At 69.5% G+C, this 17,555-nt stretch carries 16 protein-coding genes; 3 read left to right on the top strand and 13 right to left on the bottom strand.

Features of this window, described 5'->3' with window-relative positions:
- Positions 1–649: 649 nt before the first annotated feature.
- Positions 650–799 carry a hypothetical protein gene (locus AB0447_RS22695; RefSeq protein ID WP_366478537.1) on the top strand — a complete coding sequence of 50 codons (150 nt, stop codon included), beginning with the start codon at positions 650–652 and terminating at the stop codon, positions 797–799.
- 421 nt (positions 800–1,220) lie between these two features.
- Here AB0447_RS22695 and AB0447_RS22690 read toward each other — a convergent pair whose 3' ends face one another.
- From AB0447_RS22690 to AB0447_RS22670, 5 genes are all read right to left on the bottom strand, one after another.
- Positions 1,221–1,895 (bottom strand): nucleotidyl transferase AbiEii/AbiGii toxin family protein, encoded by a 675-nt coding sequence (locus tag AB0447_RS22690; protein ID WP_366478536.1) that lies wholly within the window; start codon positions 1,893–1,895, stop codon positions 1,221–1,223.
- Positions 1,892–2,263 (bottom strand): hypothetical protein, encoded by a 372-nt coding sequence (locus AB0447_RS22685; RefSeq protein ID WP_366478535.1) that lies wholly within the window; start codon positions 2,261–2,263, stop codon positions 1,892–1,894. The genes AB0447_RS22690 and AB0447_RS22685 overlap by 4 nt, the downstream gene beginning before the upstream one ends.
- Positions 2,264–2,769: 506 nt before the next feature.
- Complete coding sequence (locus AB0447_RS22680; protein WP_366478534.1) at positions 2,770–3,111, bottom strand: DUF5713 family protein; 342 nt, start codon at positions 3,109–3,111, stop codon at positions 2,770–2,772.
- Positions 3,112–3,252: 141 nt separating this feature from the next.
- On the bottom strand, positions 3,253–3,855 hold the full coding sequence (locus AB0447_RS22675) for a hypothetical protein (RefSeq protein WP_366478533.1): 603 nt from the start codon (positions 3,853–3,855) through the stop codon (positions 3,253–3,255).
- Positions 3,856–4,019: 164 nt separating this feature from the next.
- Positions 4,020–4,817, bottom strand: a complete 798-nt coding sequence (locus AB0447_RS22670; protein WP_366478532.1) for a hypothetical protein — start codon at positions 4,815–4,817, stop codon at positions 4,020–4,022.
- 756 nt (positions 4,818–5,573) lie between these two features.
- Between AB0447_RS22670 and AB0447_RS22665 the strand changes: the two genes are divergently transcribed.
- Entirely contained in the window at positions 5,574–5,732 is a 159-nt protein-coding gene (locus AB0447_RS22665; RefSeq protein ID WP_366478531.1) for a hypothetical protein, read from the top strand.
- Between the two features lie 708 nt (positions 5,733–6,440).
- Here the strand turns inward: AB0447_RS22665 and AB0447_RS22660 are convergent.
- The 3 genes from AB0447_RS22660 to AB0447_RS22650 all read right to left on the bottom strand — a co-directional run bounded on the left by AB0447_RS22660 (position 6,441) and on the right by AB0447_RS22650 (position 9,700).
- Positions 6,441–8,126: a VCBS repeat-containing protein gene (locus tag AB0447_RS22660; RefSeq protein ID WP_366478530.1), complete on the bottom strand. Its 1,686-nt coding sequence runs from the start codon at positions 8,124–8,126 to the stop codon at positions 6,441–6,443.
- Between the two features lie 229 nt (positions 8,127–8,355).
- On the bottom strand, positions 8,356–8,856 hold the full coding sequence (locus tag AB0447_RS22655) for a YfbM family protein (protein ID WP_366478529.1): 501 nt from the start codon (positions 8,854–8,856) through the stop codon (positions 8,356–8,358).
- A 10-nt stretch (positions 8,857–8,866) separates the two neighbouring features.
- A complete protein-coding gene (locus AB0447_RS22650; RefSeq protein ID WP_366478528.1) occupies positions 8,867–9,700 on the bottom strand; it encodes an NmrA family transcriptional regulator in 834 nt (277 codons plus the stop codon).
- An 82-nt stretch (positions 9,701–9,782) separates the two neighbouring features.
- Here AB0447_RS22650 and AB0447_RS22645 point away from each other — a divergent pair, with 82 nt between their 5' ends.
- Positions 9,783–10,805 (top strand): AraC family transcriptional regulator, encoded by a 1,023-nt coding sequence (locus AB0447_RS22645; RefSeq protein ID WP_366478527.1) that lies wholly within the window; start codon positions 9,783–9,785, stop codon positions 10,803–10,805.
- Between the two features lie 497 nt (positions 10,806–11,302).
- Here the strand turns inward: AB0447_RS22645 and AB0447_RS22640 are convergent, their stop codons facing one another.
- Genes AB0447_RS22640 through AB0447_RS22620 form a run of 5 tightly spaced genes read right to left on the bottom strand, consistent with a single transcriptional unit; the run spans position 11,303 to position 16,428 of the window.
- Positions 11,303–12,025, bottom strand: coding sequence for a type I-E CRISPR-associated protein Cas6/Cse3/CasE (locus AB0447_RS22640; protein ID WP_366478526.1), 723 nt, complete (start codon positions 12,023–12,025; stop codon positions 11,303–11,305).
- Complete coding sequence (gene cas5e, locus AB0447_RS22635) at positions 12,022–12,867, bottom strand: type I-E CRISPR-associated protein Cas5/CasD (RefSeq protein ID WP_366478525.1); 846 nt, start codon at positions 12,865–12,867, stop codon at positions 12,022–12,024. Before cas5e ends, AB0447_RS22640 begins: the two co-directional genes overlap by 4 nt.
- The gene (locus AB0447_RS22630; RefSeq protein ID WP_366478524.1) at positions 12,864–14,225 is read right to left on the bottom strand and encodes a type I-E CRISPR-associated protein Cas7/Cse4/CasC; all 1,362 of its coding nucleotides are present in this window, start codon (positions 14,223–14,225) and stop codon (positions 12,864–12,866) included. The genes cas5e and AB0447_RS22630 overlap by 4 nt, the downstream gene beginning before the upstream one ends.
- A complete protein-coding gene (casB, locus tag AB0447_RS22625; protein WP_366478523.1) occupies positions 14,222–14,818 on the bottom strand; it encodes a type I-E CRISPR-associated protein Cse2/CasB in 597 nt (198 codons plus the stop codon). Before casB ends, AB0447_RS22630 begins: the two co-directional genes overlap by 4 nt.
- Positions 14,815–16,428, bottom strand: a complete 1,614-nt coding sequence (locus tag AB0447_RS22620; protein ID WP_366478522.1) for a type I-E CRISPR-associated protein Cse1/CasA — start codon at positions 16,426–16,428, stop codon at positions 14,815–14,817. Before AB0447_RS22620 ends, casB begins: the two co-directional genes overlap by 4 nt.
- Positions 16,429–17,555 lie beyond the last annotated feature (1,127 nt).

Genomic DNA, 17,555 nt, shown 5'->3' with positions numbered 1-17,555 from the left:
CACCGGCGGTGGCCGCCGGCCGGGCACTACCCCGCGTGCCGCCCCGCCAAGGGTGACTCCCGACGGAGCGCGGCGCGCCGAGGTCGCGCCAACCCTCTCCCGGCGTCTCGATAGCGGCATGCCCGGACTCCGGAAGGCCGGGACATGGTGTCCTCGGCAGCTGGGCCAGGCAGTGGCTCCACCAGCCGACACGCCACCTGGGAGACGACCGGCTACATCCAGAAGCCGTACGACCCCGAGTGATTCATGTGACTTGCATCACTTGTAGGCTTCGTTCCTGCGTAGTGCGCGATGCGACACCAGTTGCATTTGAAGCCGCGTTGACCAGCAGATTTCGGGGCCCACCGGAGGCGGGTTTTCAGGCGCCGGTGAGATAGGCGTAGAAGCATGAAAGTCTCCGCCGCCAAAGGGTGTTGGGGGTGGGCACGCGTGTCCATGTAGGGATACCCACGTAGCCTTATGGCCCATCAGACGCCCGTCAAACGGCGAAGGGAGACTCCGTTGAGGCCCATGCTTCCTAGGGCCGGCCTCGCGGAATCTCCCTCTCGCCTACGTCGGGCGGCCGCCCATTTGCGAGGAGACCAGACCCTTGGCGTCACTTGACCGTACCCCAACGCCCTCCCACCCCAAAGCCCATCTGCTGGGCTGGATGACCGCTGTTACCGGGCTCATCGCCGTCATCGCCGTGGTGGTGCTCGTGGCCATGGGCCAGGGCGAGACCGCGACGGCCGTCGGGGCTGTTGCAGCTGCTGCCCTCGGCTTCGGCGGGATCCAGATCACGGTGCAGATCCGCCGGTAGAGCGGCCTGGATGGAACCGACAGGAGGCCCCGGACATCGTGTCCGGGGCCTCCATGCCAGATCTGTCCTGCCGATGGAGGGCGCACCCTGCCCGCGAACCTTCCCTAGCTCACTCGACATCCCCATCATTCCGCACAGAAGTGCGGGTCGCCTCCAGCCGGAGGCGACCCGGCTTGGGTCGCGTTGCTGCTGAAGTACTTCAAGGTGGAGGCCCGGTTCCCGGCCGCTGCGCCCGACCCTGTTCGTCGGCCGCTCCGCGAACTACAACGCCTCGACGCCGCGCTTGCGGCCCCGAGCCGCCGCCCTCCGCGAGCGCGACGGCAGCAGGTGGTACGAAGCCGCCAGCGGCGTACACGCAGGTCCTGGCATGGACGGTTCGGGGAGGTGTGCCGGCCTGAAGCAGCTGTCGGGAAGCAGCTCTTTACGGAGTACCGTCGCCGTATTCAGCTGCGGCCAGGCGTTCCTCGATGTCTGTGGCCCAACGCTGGGCCCAGCCGCGGATGTCGGAGATGGCCGCCTCGTCGAGACCGTAGGCGGCGAATTCCTCGTCGTCGTACCAGTCCGCTCCGGTCAGGCGGTCGCGGAGGTCGTCGAGGCTGAAGGCGTCGCGGCCGTGCCGTTCCCCGAGCCGTTCCAGGTCGGCGTCGCTGCGGAGCCGGGACGCGGCATGGACGTCGATGAGATCGCGGACGGCGCCGCGGTCGGCGAGGGCGCGGACCTTTGTGCCGATGGTGTCGTCGAGGGCAAGCACGGGCCCGTACTCGGTGGGCTCGGGTGCGGCCCAGAGGTTCTCCTTGAGGACGTCGACCTCGCACTCGGCCCCGTCCTGCGGGTCGGTGACCATCAGGCGCGCGGACAGCGGGTCGGTGCTGACGACACGGACGTGCCAGCCACGCTTGCCCAGCTGGTGCGCCAGGTCGGCCGCGATGTCGGACATGGGTGCCGGGTTCTCGGTGGCGACGTCGAGGTCCTGGCTGATGCGGCTGACGAGGCCGTGGGCCTGGACGGCGTAGCCGCCGGTGATCACGAGCGGGTACGGGCTGCCGATGGCCAGGACATCGGCGAGGAGCCGGCGGTGCAGGGCGCTGAGGTTCACGCGGCGGCGGACGTCCGGCCGGCGGAAGCGAGTGCGGGGAAGCGGTCTTCCCAGACCTGCCGGACATGCCGGCTGACCAGGGTGCGCAGGACGGGCCACTGCGCGGCCAGCAGATCGCGGTGCAGGAAGCGCACGAGATCGTCGTGCTGCCCCTCGGCCAGCACCGTCCGGTACAGGCTCATGCGCTGGCGCGGCCGGTCGAGGTCGTACGTACGCAGGCCCGACCAGGCCACATGCAGCGGCAGCTCCACCTGACCGCTCGTGGGACCGGCGAGGTCGTCGAGCGAGGCCGGCAGACGGCCCGCGTACCGCGCGCGGAGGACGTCGGCGGCGGGGGACGGGGAGAGCGAGTGGGACAGCGGAACCATGCCCCGATTATCCCGTGCCGCGCCCGCCTCCGGTAGCGCAGCCGCACCATCCACCGGGCCGGACTCATCAGGCGACCGTGTTCTCGCAGGTCACATTGAGTTTGCGAGTTATCAGCCAGGCTGGTGTCGCGCGCCTCGGGGGCCGGCTCCGCCGGGGCTGTCAGCGGAGGGCGGATTGCATGGTCCGGGTGGAGCGCTCCCTGGCGGCGCTCACGGAAAGGGGTTGATGTTGGCGGTGCTCGTGGGCTGCCCTGGTGCACAGCCGTCACCGGCGTAAGCGCGTCGGGTGGACTGCGGAGACAACGGGGTAGTCGACCGAAGCGAAGGTGGGTGGCGCAACGAGACCGTCGGGAAGCGACAGAGGAAGGCGCTCCTGTCCCCTTTGCCCGATTCCATGAAAGTGTACGAAACCCATGGACTTCCCAGGTAACCTCCCTGGTCAGCAAGCCTGCTCCCCGCAGCCCTTAACGAATGGCTCTGATCGGAGGTGGCTTTCCCGCCATCGTTCACCAGTCCCGGCCAGCGGTCAGCACCTCCACATCCGCGTCTGTGAACCCGTATGCCGACGCGACGAAGCAAAACTCGTCACAGATCCACTCACGCGCAGCCGTCTCGATCCCGCTCCCGGCCGCCACGAACTCCCTGTCCAGCAGGTTGAACTGCTCCGTCGCAGCCTGGGTGAGCGCATACGGGGTCCCCAGATCCGACGGCTGCTCGGCCTCAATTCGCTCGCACAGCCGCAGCAGGATCGCCTTCCCCCGGTCGACTACGCGATCAGGGAAGTACGAGTCGTCGTACATCTGTCGCAGAAATGCGTGTCCCTCCACCTGCTGGTTTGTGATCGGCATGGCGCTTTCCTACCTCCGCGAAGACCTGACGCGCCGATCATGCACAGCACCACTGACAACGACGCCCCCTATGTACGCCAGACCCCACGCGACCAGGACTTTCACAACAGGCCCTAATCCCAAATCGGACGGGTAGCGCTACTACGGTGCGGCGTCGGCCGCCGGTACGCGGGTCAGTGCGTCGATGAGCTGGCGTACGGACACCGAGCCCGACTCGGGTAGGCCCGCCTCCTGCCAGGCGCTACGCGCGGCTTCCTTGTCGCCCTCGGCGGCGGCCAGCACGTTCTCCTTCGCGCTGTGCTCCTGGACCGGGTCGGTGTCGGGGCCGTGGTCGGTGAGGTGGACGACGGTGCGGACCTGGAGCTTGGCGTTGGAGGCCATCTGCTCGTTGAGCCGGTAGACGCGCAGCCGGTGGCCGACCAGCGTCCTGGCACGCTCGATCATTGCCCGGCCGGCCTCGGTGTCACCGCGGTCGGTGCGCAGGTGCTCCAGTTCGCCGGAAGTGTTACGGAGCAGCAGGACGCCGCGGGTGCTGGTGTCCTCGACCCGGACTGAGAGCAAGGTGGCGGTGAACTGCTTCGCCGCGTCCAGCCGGGCCAGGTCCATGCCGACGGTGTCGGCCAGGGTGTAGAGGTGGACGGCCCGCGCCCGGACTTGTTCGCTCCAAGCGGCCTCCTCCCCCGGCGGGCAGGGGCCCACGGCGCGGGCGGCGGCCAGGGTGAGTTCTAGGTCGCGGGCGTTCACCTCTCCATCATCACCTTCGTCCGGTCCGGCGGTGCAGGGCGGGGGGAGTTTGTTCTATTGGCGGCGAGCATGAGGCCTCATCACCGACATCCGCATGCTCCGCATCACCGTCTTCAACGTCGCGGACCGCCTCCGCTCCTGACCGCGGGACTGACGCCCACGGATCAGCTGCCTGCTGCGGCGCGAACGTGGACGAGGGCGGTGTCCCGGACGCGTGCGACCGCGTCGGGTTCGATCTGCGCCAGGACCGGCAAGGCGTGGTACCAGCCGTCAGTGTCCAGGGCCTGGTGGAGGAACCCGGTGACTGCCTGGGTGTCGGCTGATGTGTACGGGGAGCTGGTCAGGGCCAGGTGCTGGACGGCGCGTGTGAGGGGATCCGTCTGCCCTGGGTGGGTGCCGGGCACCGGGCGGACCGGCACCCGGGCCAGGTGCCCCGCGACCGCGGCGAGTGCGGCCGCGCGGGTCCAAGGGGCCGAGGGCTGTTCGGCCACCCGCCGGGCGGCTTCGACGTCGCCCCGCGCCGCGTGCACCACTGCGAGGGCGGCCGTGGGGAAGTGTTCGGGCCCGCGGTTCGCCAGGTCACGGGTCAGCCAGTCCAGCTGTCGGCCTGGATCCTCCCCTGCTCCGATCCGCAATAGGGCATGCACCAGGACCGTTTCGGGCAGCCAGGTCTCCGGGCCGTTCTTGTCCGCGTAGGCGAGTCCGGCGTCCTTCAGCTCATTGAGCCGCGCCTCGTACGGGTGCCCGGTATCGGCCGCAGCGGGAAGGAGTTCGGCGAACCGGGCCAGCAGGGCAGCCAGCCCGCGCGGCGCCTTCCTGCTGGCGTGCAGATCGTCGAGGAGCGGGATCAGCATCTCGCCCGACGTCTCCGGATCACGGTCCGCCAGTCCGGCGGCTACGGCAATGCGAGCGAGCCGGTCGGCTTTCCTCCATGCCGCCTTCTGGCTGCGGTCCGCGGGCATCGTGTGTTGCTCGATGAGTTGGACCGCGGCCGGCCCCTCTCCCGCGCAGGCCAACGCCTGCGCGGCGTGCGCCCAACTTTCGGCGGGAGGCCCCTCCGTTGCCTGGTAAGCGTGCCTCCGCGCATCGTGTGCGAGGCCCAAGTCTGCGTAAGCCATAGCCATGGCGGCGTGCGCCCGCGCCCGATCGGCCGGGTCTTCCCACATGCCGATCAGCAGCTCGGCGTCCTCTGTGGCGTCGATGCCTACGAGTGCTCCTGCCAGGGTGGGCAGCCACAAGGGCGCGCGGCCCGTACCCGGACCGGCCACGGGCAGGAGAGCCGAGGGCTTGTTCAAACAGTCCTTGATGAAGCCCGGTAACCGGGCGCTCCCGTCCACCGTCCCACCGCTGTCCGCACCGTCCGCTGCAGATTTCTCCGGAATCACCGCATCCCCTAACTGAAAAGCGAATAGCCCTCTACCACGGCGCCCCAGCGCTGTCTTCACGGTGGCCGTGCCCTCCGTAGTCTCCCGCAACCGCAGCACCGCCACGGCACCCGGGCCACACTGACAATCCCGATGCGATGCACCATGCCGCCGACACGGTATGGAGAGAGAACACATCCGAGTTCTTGAGGTGACTCAGAGGAGTTAGCCATTCGTGGCGACCTTCGCCAACTCCCCTACTTCAGAGCCGTCTTCGTGATTTGCTGAGCACCGTGGACCTCAACGAGGAGCCCTGTCCCGAAACGTCCTCCCCACCGTGGGGAGGAGCTTTCGGTGCAGGAGGTATCCGAGATGCAGGTTCGCTTACGGGAGAGGCTGCGCAAGCCCGACGTGCGTCGGCTTGCGCTGACTGGTGTCAAGTGGCTACTGGCACTCGTCGTCGCGGGATTCATTACCGCGCTGACGGCCAAACTGGTCGACACCATGTGGTGATGGCTGCTACTCGGCGCGCTATCAACGCCGAGGAGCAGCCATCGTCGCCCCTCTCACCGGGCCCCTGACCCGTTCCAGCGGGTCGGGGGCCAACTCCGGAAGGGACGGCTTCTGTAGCGGCCCAGAGCTGTCGGAGGCAAGAATCCGGGCCGGCTCACAGCCGCCTTCCAGCCTAGAACAGACCGGTGGACGAGGGGTGCGGTTCATGCAGGCAGATGCCGGGCTGCATGCGCCCTGGCATGGTTGCAGACCCTGGTCGCGTGCTCCGCAGGGCGCTAACCTCGGCCGGTACGGTGCTCCCGGCCATCGCGGGGATGGCCCGTCGGAGGTGTTCCGGCTGCATACCTGCAGTCACTATGTCCCGCAATCGCGGGGATGGCCCGTCAGAGGTGTTCCGGCTGCATACCTGCAGTCACTATGTCCCGCAATCGCGGGGATGGCCCGTCAGAGGTGTTCGCACTGCGCCTGCAGCTCACCCCGCGTGCGCGGGGATGGCTCCCGTTAAGAGCAGAGTCAGTCCAGCTCCCGCGCGCGCGGGGATGCAGCCGGAGACCGGCCGAACAGGCCGTGTTCGAGCAGCTCGATTGCGTGCTCCCCTACCGCCAGCAGGCGGATGAGTCTGAGCCAGTCCGCACCTACCTGGCCAGACGGGTAACGAGCAGGCCGGCCAACACGCTGATCTGCTCACCCACCCTTGCTCAACACCGGTTAGTTGAACTGCTTGTACCCGTTCCAGCCCTTGTCCAGGAAGGTGCGGGCGGTGAAGGTCTTGCTGCCGCCGTTGCCGGTGGTCTTGTACAGCCACATGTCGCCGTTGGCGTCGCGGGCCACGAGGTCGGCGCGGCCGTCGCCGTTGAGGTCGCCGGGGGAAGCGAGGGTGTTGTACGTGTTCCAGCCGGAGCCGATGAGCTCGCGGGCGCCGAAGGGGGCGGTGGCCTTGCCGGTGCCGCGGTAGAGGTAGAGCTTGCCGTCGGTGGCGGCGGCCACGATGTCGGTGCGGCCGTCGCCGGTGATGTCGCCGCCGCCGACGATGGACTTGTAGGCGCCCCAGCCGGGGCCGATCTTGGTGGGGGCACCGAACCAGTCGACGGTGCCGTTACCTGCGCGGAGCCACAGAGTGCCGCCGGTGTCGCGGGTCAGGAGGTCGCCGAGGCCGTTGCCGGTCAGGTCACCGGGGCCGAGGATCAGGTTGCTGCCGGTGAAGGTGCCCTTGATCGGGGTGCCGGATGACGCTTCGGTCAGGGTGGAGCCGTTCCAGCCGTAGCGGGTGGTCCAGTTGTACTTGTTCACGGCGGCCGCGTTGATCAGCGTAATGCCGGCCGGGAGCTTCTCCGCGTAGGGGAAAGGCTCAGGGGCGAAGCGTCCGGTGGTCAGGTTGCCGTGTTCCCAGACGGACCGCGATGCATCCACGCCTTGCACGCCGTGCTTGCCGTAGATGGGGGTGACACCGGAGTTGACGAACAGGTCGGCGTTGGTCCAGCCGGGGCCGGCGTTGGGCCCGCCAGCGATCATCCGGCCGCCGAAGACTCCGTTGCCCTTGCTGGCGTAGATGTACCGGGTGCCGTCGGGAGCGATGGCCCACAGGTCCGCCTTACCATCGCCGGTCAAGTCGTCGCCGCCCGCGATCTTGCTGTAAATGTTCCAGCCACCGCCGACGAGGGTGCGCGTCTTGAAGGGGGCGGAGGCGTTGCCGGTGCCCTTGTAGTAGTAGAGGTTGCCGTCGGGGTTCTTGGCGACGAGGTCCGCGATGCCGTCGGCGTCGAGGTCGTTGGCACCGACGATCTGGTCGTAGCTGCCCCAGCCGCTGCCGACCTTGATCCGGTCGGCGAAGGGGTTGCCGGAGGCAGAGCCGGTGGCGCGGTAGAGGTAGAGATTGCCGGAGGGGGTGCGGGCGAGGAGGTCGCCGCGGCCGTCCTTGGTGAGGTCGCCGACGGCGATGAGCTTGTTGTAGATCTGCCATCCGGTGCCGGTCCAGGTCGGAGCCTGGGTGCCGCTCTTGTACGCCTGGTGCAGCGACAGTCGGCCGTCACGGGACCACTGAAGCAGCTCAGGGCCCCAGCCGCCGCGGATGTTGCCGAGCGCGACGATGTCCCGGACGGCCTCCTTGTCCTGCCCGTACACCTTGAATCCAGTGCCGCTAAGCGAGTTGCTGGTGGTCTGGACGGAGTAGGAGAGGCCCCGGTGGTTGCGGTAGAGCACATCGCTCCAGCCGTCGCCGTCCAGGTCCAGGCGCGGCTTGGCGGGCTTGGAAGCGAACGTGGACTTGCCCGGTGCGGTCGAGGATTCCTGCGGGGCGCCGAAAGCCGGTCCGGCCGACAGCAGGGTGCCCGCCGCGACGACAAGGGCGGTGCAGGCCGCGATGCGGCCCAGGCGCTGGGAGCGCGAAGAAGACAAGGGATCCCCCCTGGATCAGGTGAAACCGGGGGAGGCGTTGACTCGCTGTCGCGAACGCACACGGCGGACTACGGACAGAGCGGTGAATGAACCATCCCCCCGGAAAGTGTTCGAATGCTACCCGGGGGGCGCAGGAGGCGGATGGGGACCCTCGTACCTGTTGAGTGCACCCAACAGCCCCGTCCGTAACGCCGGGCGGCTCGGTATCGGGAGAATCAGGAGCTGGGGTTCAGTCGATCCAGAGCAGCAAGCTGTGACCCGCGCCGGCCGCTGCTGCGAAGAAGGCCGACAGGTCCGTGAACAGATCGCGGGCCCACTCAAGGCAGTCCGGGGAGTCCCAGATCAGGGGGTAGACGTCGGCCCGGGTCAGTTCAGCAGGGTCGACATTGCGGATGAGCTGGTCGTACGAGATCACGCGCAACGCGTCGGCGGCCAGCCTCACCCGGGCCGGCGGCAGGTAGCGGGGTGGGCCGTAGCCCCAGTCGTCGGCTTCGGCAAGGGGTTCCTCGCCGTTCACGATGTCGACGGGGAACACCGAGCGTCGCAGCAGGAAGTCGAGCAGAGCCCACGTCTGGTGCGTGGTGAAGTGCCGGGCGTCCGCCGGGGTGTCGTCGCCCTCCCCGGTGGCATCCATCGCCTCCTCTGCGAGGCCGTAGGCCCAGTCCGGATCCCTGAGTGCGTGGTCCAGCTCCGCTGGTGTAACACGCAGATATTCCCCGTTCATGGTCATGATGCGCACCCTAGACGGCGTCCCACACGCCGGTGGGCGCGATCTCGGCCACCCAGTCCGCGAAGTCGCGGGGCTTGCGGTGGAGGGCACGCTCGACGCCGTCGGCCAGCGAGCTGTTGCGGCCGTCGAAGAACTCGGAGATGAGCGTGGCCAGCGGCTCGGCGAAATCGCGCGGGGCGCCGTCGTTGACGATGGCGTCGGCGAACTGGTCCCGGGTGATCGGCTCGTAGCGGAGTGCGCGGCCCGTCGCCCGGGCGATCTCGTCGACGCCTTCCGCGAAGGTCCACAGGCGGGGGCCCGTCAGCTCGTAGCGCTCGCCCACGTGCCCGTCCTCGGTGAGGGCCGCCACCACGACGTCGGCGATGTCGTCGGCGTCGATGAACGGGTCGGCGTTGTCGCCGGCGGGCAGGGCCAGCACTCCGTGACGCAGCGGTTCGAGGAACACGCCCTCGTCGAAGTTCTGGTTGAACGAAGACGGGGCGACGATCGTCCACTCGACCGGGAGGCTCGTCACGGCGTTCTCGCACCGGACGGCCTCGTCCTGGTTGCGGGCGGACAGCAGGACCAGGCGCTGGACGCCGGCGTCGACCGCCAGCCGGCCCAGGGCGGCGATGGCGTCGCCGGCGCCGGGCCATTCGACCTCGGGGTAGTACATCAGGTAGGCCGACCGGACGCCGGCGACGGCGCCGGCCCAGGTCGAGGGGTCTTCCCAGTCGAACGGGGGCTCGCCGGTGCGAGAGCCGACCCGGACGTTCACGCCTCGCTCGATCAGCCTCCGGGTCACCCGGCGGCCGACCCGGCCGGTACCACCGAGGACCAACATCGTGTGCTCGTTTGTTGTCATGCCAGCAGTCTGAACGGCACCGATCTGGACGGTCCATGGCCGAGATGCCAGGATCCATAACCGATCGTCTAGTGTCGGTCGGGTGGATGCACTCGCAGCGCTACTCGAGGGGCCGCGGGCCAGCGGCGCTTTCCTCCTCCGCATCGTGCTGGACCCCCCTTGGTCGATCCGGGTCCAGGACGGATCACCGCTGTGCCTCGCCATCATGCTCAGCGGCGAAGCATGCATCGAGCCCGACCACGGCGAGCCGGTGCGGCTACGCCCGGGCGACGTCGCCATCGTCCGTGGAACGGACCCCTACGTGATGAGCGACGAGGCGGCGACCCCGCCGCAGGTCATCGTGCACCCCGGCCAGCAGTGCGTCACACCCGAGGGCGTCGAGCTGCGCGAGCGGATGGCTCTGGGGGTGCGCACGTGGGGCAGCAATCCCGACGGGTCGGTGCAGATGCTGCTCGGCGTGTACGAGGAGGTCGGCGCCGTCGGCCAGCGCCTGCTCGACGTGCTGCCGCCGGTGCTGGTCGTGTCCGACGACACGTGGGACTCGACGCTCATCCCGGTGCTGGCCAAAGAGGCCACCAAACAGGGGCCGGCCCAGGGCGTCGTGCTCGACCGCCTGCTCGACCTGCTGCTCATCTCGGTGCTGCGGGTGTGGTTCGACCGGCCCGAGACCGAGGCTCCGGCCTGGTACCGGGCCCACGCACACCCGGTGGCCGGCGAGGCGCTGCGCCTGTTCCACGAGGACCCGGCGAACGACTGGACGCTGGCGCGGGTCGCCGCCGAGATCGGCGTGTCACGGGCGACGCTGGCCGAGTCCTTCCGCAACGCCGTCGGCACGCCGGCGATGACCTACCTGACCGAGTGGCGCCTGGCCCTGGCCGCCGACCTGCTGCGCCAATCCGACGCCACCTTGAACACCGTCGCCCGGCAGGTCGGCTACGGCAGCGGATTCGCCCTCAGCTCGGCCTTCAAGCGGGTGTACGGCATCAGCCCACAGGAGCATCGCAGCGCCGCGCCCGGCGCAGTGAGCGCGGGGGTCGCCGGCCCGGCGGGCGTCGTCCGCCCGACGACCAAACCAGTCCCACGCGGGGTCCGTACGGGCGGATGATCACCTGGTCGGCGCATGTTCGTTGGTGGACGGATACCTGAAGGCAGCGTGCGCCCAGCGCCCCGTGGAGCCATTCCTCGAACGGGGTATCCGTGACGGCGGCGACCGCGGCGACTCCTCCGGCCCCCTGGCCCGTTGGCCTCCGCTGCGTTCGTGACCTGCGGTGTGGCCTCGTGCCGTGCGTCAGGGAAATCGGGTGCCGGGTGCCCGACTTTTGTCCGCGGACAAAAGTCGGGCACCCGAGCAGAGACAAATCCGGGCCGGGCCGGTGCCGGGTCCATCCCCATGTGCGAGGTCGACAGGCGCCGCCGAGGAAAAACGTGCCCAGGCCGACGGGTTCATCCCCGCGGATGCGGGAAGCGAAGCAACCGAGGTCGGCGACACACCATGGGGTCGCCACCGGCTCATCCCTGCGGGAGCGGGAGGGGCTGCGGAGCGCCCTCTTGGGGAGGCCCACTTTTGTCCGCGGACAAAAGTCGGCCCCCAGATCAGCATCCTCAGCGGGTCAGGATCAGACCGCAGCTGTAGGCGCGGGCGTGGCCGAGGCCGTTGGAGAGGGTGGTGGCCAGGGTGTCCGGGTCGGTGATCGTCAGGGTGCCGCGGATTTCGGCACGGCCGATGCGCACGGGCTTGCGCCTGTGGGCGCTGGAGACGGTCGGCAGCATGCGGATCCCCAGCGTGTCGGGGTCTGCGGTGGCGCCGATGCGGACCACACCGTCCTCGGCTGTCCCCGGCTCGCCGTCGGCCTGGAGGCGGCGCAGGAACCAGTTCTTCACGTGGTCCGGCGTGGTGTGGGCGGTCCGGGTGCCGCGGACCTTCTCCTCGGCCGGCTTGCCGGAGGGCTTGCTGCGGGTCGGATTGACGACCGTACGAAAGCCCACGACCTCCCCCGCCTTGAAAGTGCGGTCCACGGTGATGATGTGCGGCGGGGCCGTGAAGGCCGCGCGGGGTATGCGCGACCAGTCTCCCGGGACCCGGGACTGCACGACCAGGACGAGTGCTGCCGCCTTGAGGTCCACCGACCAGGTCGACAGGACGCCCATCTGGGAACGGGCCGCCGGATCGCCGTCCTCCACCCAGCCGCGGAACCCGCTCATCACGGTGCGGTGCATCTCCTGGGCGTCGACCAGGGACTTGGCGACGAGCGGATGGCGGGCGTTCAGGGACAGCACGGAGTGGGTGGCGACGAAGCGGGCTGTGGAGGCACGTGTGCTGTTCACGGGATGATGTCCCAATCGGTGGCGGTCGGGGCGATGGTGACGCGCGTACGGGTCTCCCAGCGCGTGGCATGGACCCGGCGCGCGGGATCGAAGCTGACCGGCTGGTCGTTGACCTGGGACGCTCCCCGGGCACCGGGCACGGTCTGGATCCACGCCCACGGGCGCCGGCCGGAGGAGTCGGGGCCGTCCGGGCCGGGCAGCAGCCGCTTGGCCGCGAAGGCCTCGGCGATCGTGCCGGGCAGGATGCCGGCGGCCAGGGTGCCGGAGGGCGGGCAGGACTTCCGGCCGAGCCACAGCAGCTGCTTCGGATGCTCCAGGGCGTGGGCGATCTCCTCCAGCAGCGCCTGGTCCTCGTGCTGGAGGCCCACGATGAAGGCGGCGTCCGACAGGTACCGCCGCTCGGTGATCAGCGCCGTACGGGAGACCTCCCCCGAGACGAGGGCGCCGGAGACGGGGTCGGCTGCGATCTTCTTCGGCGCCCCGTACCACCCGGCCAGCTCGTGGTGGCCGAAGCCGGGTCCGTCGGCCGCCTCCATGCTCTTGGCGACGGCGGCCGCCCGCCGGTGGTCGGTGATGATGTCCCGGGGACGCAGCGGGTACTTCCCCGCGCCGACTGAGTGGTAGTCGCGCACCGGGGTGCCGGGGTGGTCGGCGCGCACACCGAACTGCAGCCGGGCGAGGTCGTCCACGGGATCGGTGCGGTCCCGGCCGAGGGCGGCCGCGCACAGGCCGATCACCGCCGACTTGGTGGGCCGGCTGTGGGTGTCGCGGTGGGAGAACCGTGACCCCGCTCCCCAGGACTGCAGGGGAGCGGCGAGCCGTACCAGCAGGACGTACGTCACGCCGTCAGCTCCTCGGCGGAGGTCACGGGCGTGGCGCCGGGCGCCTTGAGGGTGCCCAGCAGTTCGTCGATCTGCGGGTCGTAGGTGAGGACGCGGCCGGACGTGATGTCGGGGCGGCGCCGGCTGACGAAGGCGTGGTGCTTCAGCAGCCGCTTGACCGCGGCCGGCCCGGCCGGCCCCTCGCCGCCCTTGTCCAGGGGGTTCTCGTCGATGGGCGACTGGAAGGCGGCCGCGTAGTTGTACGGCCGCTCCCCCTCGAAGGCGAGGACCAGGGCGGGCAGCGATCCGGTGGAGGCGGTGGAGTTCTTCTTCGCCTCGGGGAAGGCGTCGACGAAGGCGTTGACGAACTCCGCCTCGGCCGCGACGGACGCTTCCTCGGCTTCCTCGGCGGTCATGCCGGCGGCCTGAAGGTTCCTCCGCAGCTTCAGGCGGTCGAGTACGGCGTGCCGGTAGAAGGTGCCGGTGATCAGGGACTGGTAGCCGGTCATGCCGGCCCCGGCGTCGTCGGCCGCGTCGAGGAAGTCCAGGGCGTTCTTCTTGCGGTCGAGCTTCGCGTCGTCGGCGGCCGCGTAGAAGTCGTCGACCTGTTCCGCCTCGTGGACGGTGAAGGCGTGGCTGCTCTGGACGGCGCCGTCGACGTTGGGGGAATCGGCGATCTCCGCGAGGAAGCGGCCGTAGAGGGCGATGTCGATGGCGTCGCGCGGAGCGAGCGCGGTGAGGACGGCGGCACGGGTCGCGGGCGGCAGACCGGGCAGCTTCGCATCCCCCGCAGCGGTGCCGTCTGCTCCCTCGTCCGCCGCGTCGGCGGCCTCCTGGTCGGCAGCCTTGCGGCCGCCCTTCTTGGTTTTGGCCGCGGCCGCCGCCTGGACCCCCAGATACTCCGCCGTCCAGGGCCGGAGTTCCTCGGCCTGCGCGTGGATGTGGGCGGCGATGCGCGCGCCCGCGTCGGAGGGGGCGAACAGCAGCACCTTGGTCAGGTTGGCGACGGTCTTCTTTGCCGGATCGCCGAACTTCAGCCCGGTGGCCTCGATGACGGCACGGGCCGTACGGACGGCTTCGTCCGAGTCCCAGCCGTGCACGGAGGTCAGCGCACGGCTGGTGATCAGGGCCCACTCGCGGGTCCGGATGCCGGTGCTCCGCCCGGCCAGGGCGCCGACGCCCGCGTTGGCCCGGTCGCGGGTGTGGACCCGTTCGGCGCGGCGGCGGGCCTGGCTCGTGATCATGTGGCGCTCGGCGCCGCCGTAGACGATCGACTTCGGAGAGCCGTTCTCATCGCGTACCGGCAGCACGGCCACCAGGGTCTCCAGGAGGTGCAGGGAGAGGAACTGGCTGCCGGTGGAAGAGGCGTTGCTGGTCACGTGGTGGTGCCCTTCTGGGTCGTGTCGGCGGCGGTCGTGCTGCTGGTCCGGGCGCTGGCGGACCGGGACCAGGGCATGTGGAAGGCCACGGCCCAGTGGTAGGAGATACGGGCCTTGCGGTCGTGCCACTGGCAGAGGTCGTCGACGAGCCGGGCCCAGTTCGGCGGCGGCTGGTCGCAGGCGCGCAGCCGGGCGACGGCGTGCTGGAGGTGGCGCCAGGGGATCCGGCGGCTGGACACGATCCGGTCGACGAGTCGGGCCGCACCGGGATCGTCCGGACCGCGTCCAGCCCCGCTGCCGATGCGGCGGGCGGCTTCGCCCAGGCTGCCGTAGCCGTACGCGGGCTTCGACCGGCCCTGGTGGTAGACCGCGAAGAGGAAGGCGACCTGCTCGTAGACCTCCCACTGTTCCTCGGTCGGGCTGTACCAGATGGCCCGGAAGTGGGGTTCCTTGCGGACCCGGGGCCGGCGGAGCTCGGCGAGGCTCCCGTAGTTCCGGTTGTGCACGAGGCTGGCGAGCCAGGCCGTGAGGGCGGCACTGCTCTCGCTGCTCTCGGGTCCGGGCGTGGACTCGGACGTGGCTTGGGTGGTCATGCCCTCTCCCCTCGGAGTTCGGCCGGGGCCTTCGGCGATGCCAGTTCGTCGTCGAACCGCTGGAGGGCGGCGGCCTGTGCCTTGGCGCCCTGCGAGTTCCTGGGCAGCGAGTCGAGGCACTCGGTGAGGAACCTGCGGGCCGCGGTGGACACGGTGGCGGCGTAGTCGAGCAGGCACTCGTGGACGGGCTCCCCGATGGTGGTCTCGTCCATCAGCAGGTCGAACGGCTCCCGCGTGGCTTCGAAGTGCATCCGGCGCGCGTCGAAGCGTGCGATCTGGCCGGCCTTATCGGCCGGCTTGGGATTCGGGTACGCAACGGTCCAGGCCGCGTACGCCGCTCTGCTCAGGGCCGTGGCCACGTACTCGGCGATCTCCGAACCGCGTCGGGAGGCGAGGTAAAGCCTGGCCTCCAGGCCCGGGGCGAAGGGGAAGGCGCCGTCGACCCAGGTGATGGCGGTGGTCTGCTTGGCCACGAGTCCGACCGTCCACAGCTCGACGCGGCGCGCGGGCTGCTGGCCGGGTTCGGGGGCGACGTCCTCCGGGGGGAAGAGCGCGAGACGCCGGTACAAGGTGTCGCCGTCGTTCGCGTCCTTGGAGGAGCGGGCCTCGGCGACCGCGGCGTAGAGGGCGTGGGCGTCGCGCCACACGGCGCGGGACGCCGATGCCCACAGCGGCTTCGTCGTGCCGTCCGCCTTCTTGGCGTAGACGGCGTCCTGAAGGTGCTCGTCCTTGAGTGAGAGCAACTCCCCCGCGCCGAGCAGCACCCGGTCGACGGCGTCCCCCTTCGGCGTCGGGCGGAGCAGGACCGACCGGCCGAGGTAGCTGTGCAGGTCTGCCGGGCCGCTGACGGGGCGGCCGTTGGGCTTCGTCTTGAAGCCCCGGCGCTCCTTGCCCGCGGTCCAGGAGAGGTTCAGTTCGCCGGGCGGCCCGGCGACGGGGGCCAGGTTCAGGCGGAGGGTCTCGCCGAGGGTGGAGCCCAGCGCAATGACCCGGATCCGAGTGCCCAGGCGGGTTGCGGCGAGGTTGGTGATGGTGGGGCCGAGCGTCTCCTTGCCGGAGATCCGGGCCCGGCCGGCCGGCCCGTACACGTGCTGGGTGAGCAGGGCCCGGAAGGCCTGGGCGACGGGTAACGGGCGCGGGTGCTCGAGGTGGTGGTGGTCGAAGAACTGGTTGTAGTCCCCGACCTGTTCGATCACCAGCTGCGCCGGACCGGCTCCGTGCTCGTCGAGGAAGGGGGCGAGGAGCGAGTTCTGCCCGAGCGGCTCGGTGGGGTGAAACAGGTCCCAGACCTCGTCGTCGGGGCGCTTGGCGAGCCACTCGGCGACGGGGCGGAGGGAGTGCTTCTCGTCCACCCAGGCCGGCCACTCCTCTGCACACGTCGGGCAGGTGCCCGAGGCGTAGCAGATGGCCAGCAGGAACTCGATGAACGCGACCTTCTCCCCCGGAGTGGAACCTTCCACGGTCCGGATCTCGTCGGCATCGTGGAGCAGGTCGACGAGGTTCAGGTCGACGAGCTGGTCGTCCAGGGTCAGTGCCGTGACGCATGCCTCCTGCCGGGGATCCCATCGGGGGCGTATCGCCCCGTCGCGCAGGGTGCGTGATTCAGCCAAGTTGCATCGTTCGCTCTCTGCTCATAACGGTTGCTTGCTGGAATGAGGCAGGACGCTAGCAGGCGAACGAGGACGATCTGGCAGGTTTCGGGAAAGTCCAACCATGCTTAAGGGAGAGGCAGTTGCCTCCTCGGCGCGCTCGCAGCGGGAGGGGGATCCGGCGCAGCTCCTGTGACACCTGCCTGGACAGGTTCATCCCCGCCGGCGCGGGGGCAGCCGTTGAACGTGTCTGCCAGGTCCTCGGCTTTAGGGCCATCCCCGTGCACGGGGAACACAGCGACATCGGCCCGTCGCCGGTGGTGGTGTTGGGTTCATCCCCCGCCCACGGGGGAGCATTCCGGCTTCTCGTGCAAGCCGCCTTTGACCTGGGGTTCATCCCCACAGGGGTGGGGAGCAGCGTTGCAACAACCCCGGATGCGGCACAGGTGGGGCTCATCCCCCGCAGGCGCGGGACACAGACAACGTCGATGTATCCAGGTCTCAGGATGTCGGGTCCATCCCCGCACGCGCGGGAAGAAGGCTTCGTGACCTGCAACTGTACGAGCAGAGACGCTGCTTTCGGGCAGTTCCTTGGGATCCGGCATCAGGGGCACGACCGCGGACGGCCGGCCAATCTGCAGGAAGAGGGACTGCCAGCATCGGGGAAAGTGCAGCGAGGAACAGGCAGAGCACCATAATCTTGCAGGGTCAAGAGAAGACTATGCCTCGCACATGCGGGAATGGCCCCGGGAAGCGCGCACCGTACTTGTTGACGAAGTACTGCTCCCCGCACATGCGGGGATGGTCCCTGGATCGCGCAAGCCTCGACCCAGCCCCAGACCTGCGTACGCAGGGATGAACCCGTGACGGGCCTTGAGACTCAGGAAGGCGACCACTTCTCCCCGCTCCTGCAGGGACGCACCGACCTGGCCTCACCAAGAGAGCACAGCATGCATCGCAGTGAGCGCCGTCTCATTTTTCCGTCTCATTCAGCCTCGTGCGCCATCGCTCGGCACCGTCTGGAGCGCTGACTGGCAGCCACCCGACAATGTCTGCGAACGCAGATGAACCAGAGTGAATGCCCCTCTGACCTGCATCAACAGACTTGGAAAGCGTGTCCGCCAGCAGGTGTTGGACGCCTAGGAAGC

This window comes from Streptomyces sp. NPDC051211, assembly GCF_040689505.1.
In the GTDB taxonomy this organism is placed as follows: Bacteria; Actinomycetota; Actinomycetes; order Streptomycetales; family Streptomycetaceae; genus Streptomyces.
The sequence above is the reverse complement of the archived record's forward strand: the minus strand, read 5'-3'. Positions and strand labels throughout refer to the sequence as shown.

Bases quoted from the DNA above. Each gene is read 5' to 3' on its own strand.
- AB0447_RS22695 (WP_366478537.1), top strand. From the start codon at position 650: ATGACCGCTGTTACCGGGCTCATCGCCGTCATCGCCGTGGTGGTGCTC.
- AB0447_RS22685 (WP_366478535.1), bottom strand. From the start codon at position 2,263: ATGGTTCCGCTGTCCCACTCGCTCTCCCCGTCCCCCGCCGCCGACGTC.
- AB0447_RS22680 (WP_366478534.1), bottom strand. From the start codon at position 3,111: ATGCCGATCACAAACCAGCAGGTGGAGGGACACGCATTTCTGCGACAG.
- AB0447_RS22670 (WP_366478532.1), bottom strand. From the start codon at position 4,817: ATGCCCGCGGACCGCAGCCAGAAGGCGGCATGGAGGAAAGCCGACCGG.
- AB0447_RS22655 (WP_366478529.1), bottom strand. From the start codon at position 8,856: ATGACCATGAACGGGGAATATCTGCGTGTTACACCAGCGGAGCTGGAC.
- AB0447_RS22650 (WP_366478528.1), bottom strand. From the start codon at position 9,700: ATGACAACAAACGAGCACACGATGTTGGTCCTCGGTGGTACCGGCCGG.
- casB (WP_366478523.1), bottom strand. From the start codon at position 14,818: ATGACCACCCAAGCCACGTCCGAGTCCACGCCCGGACCCGAGAGCAGC.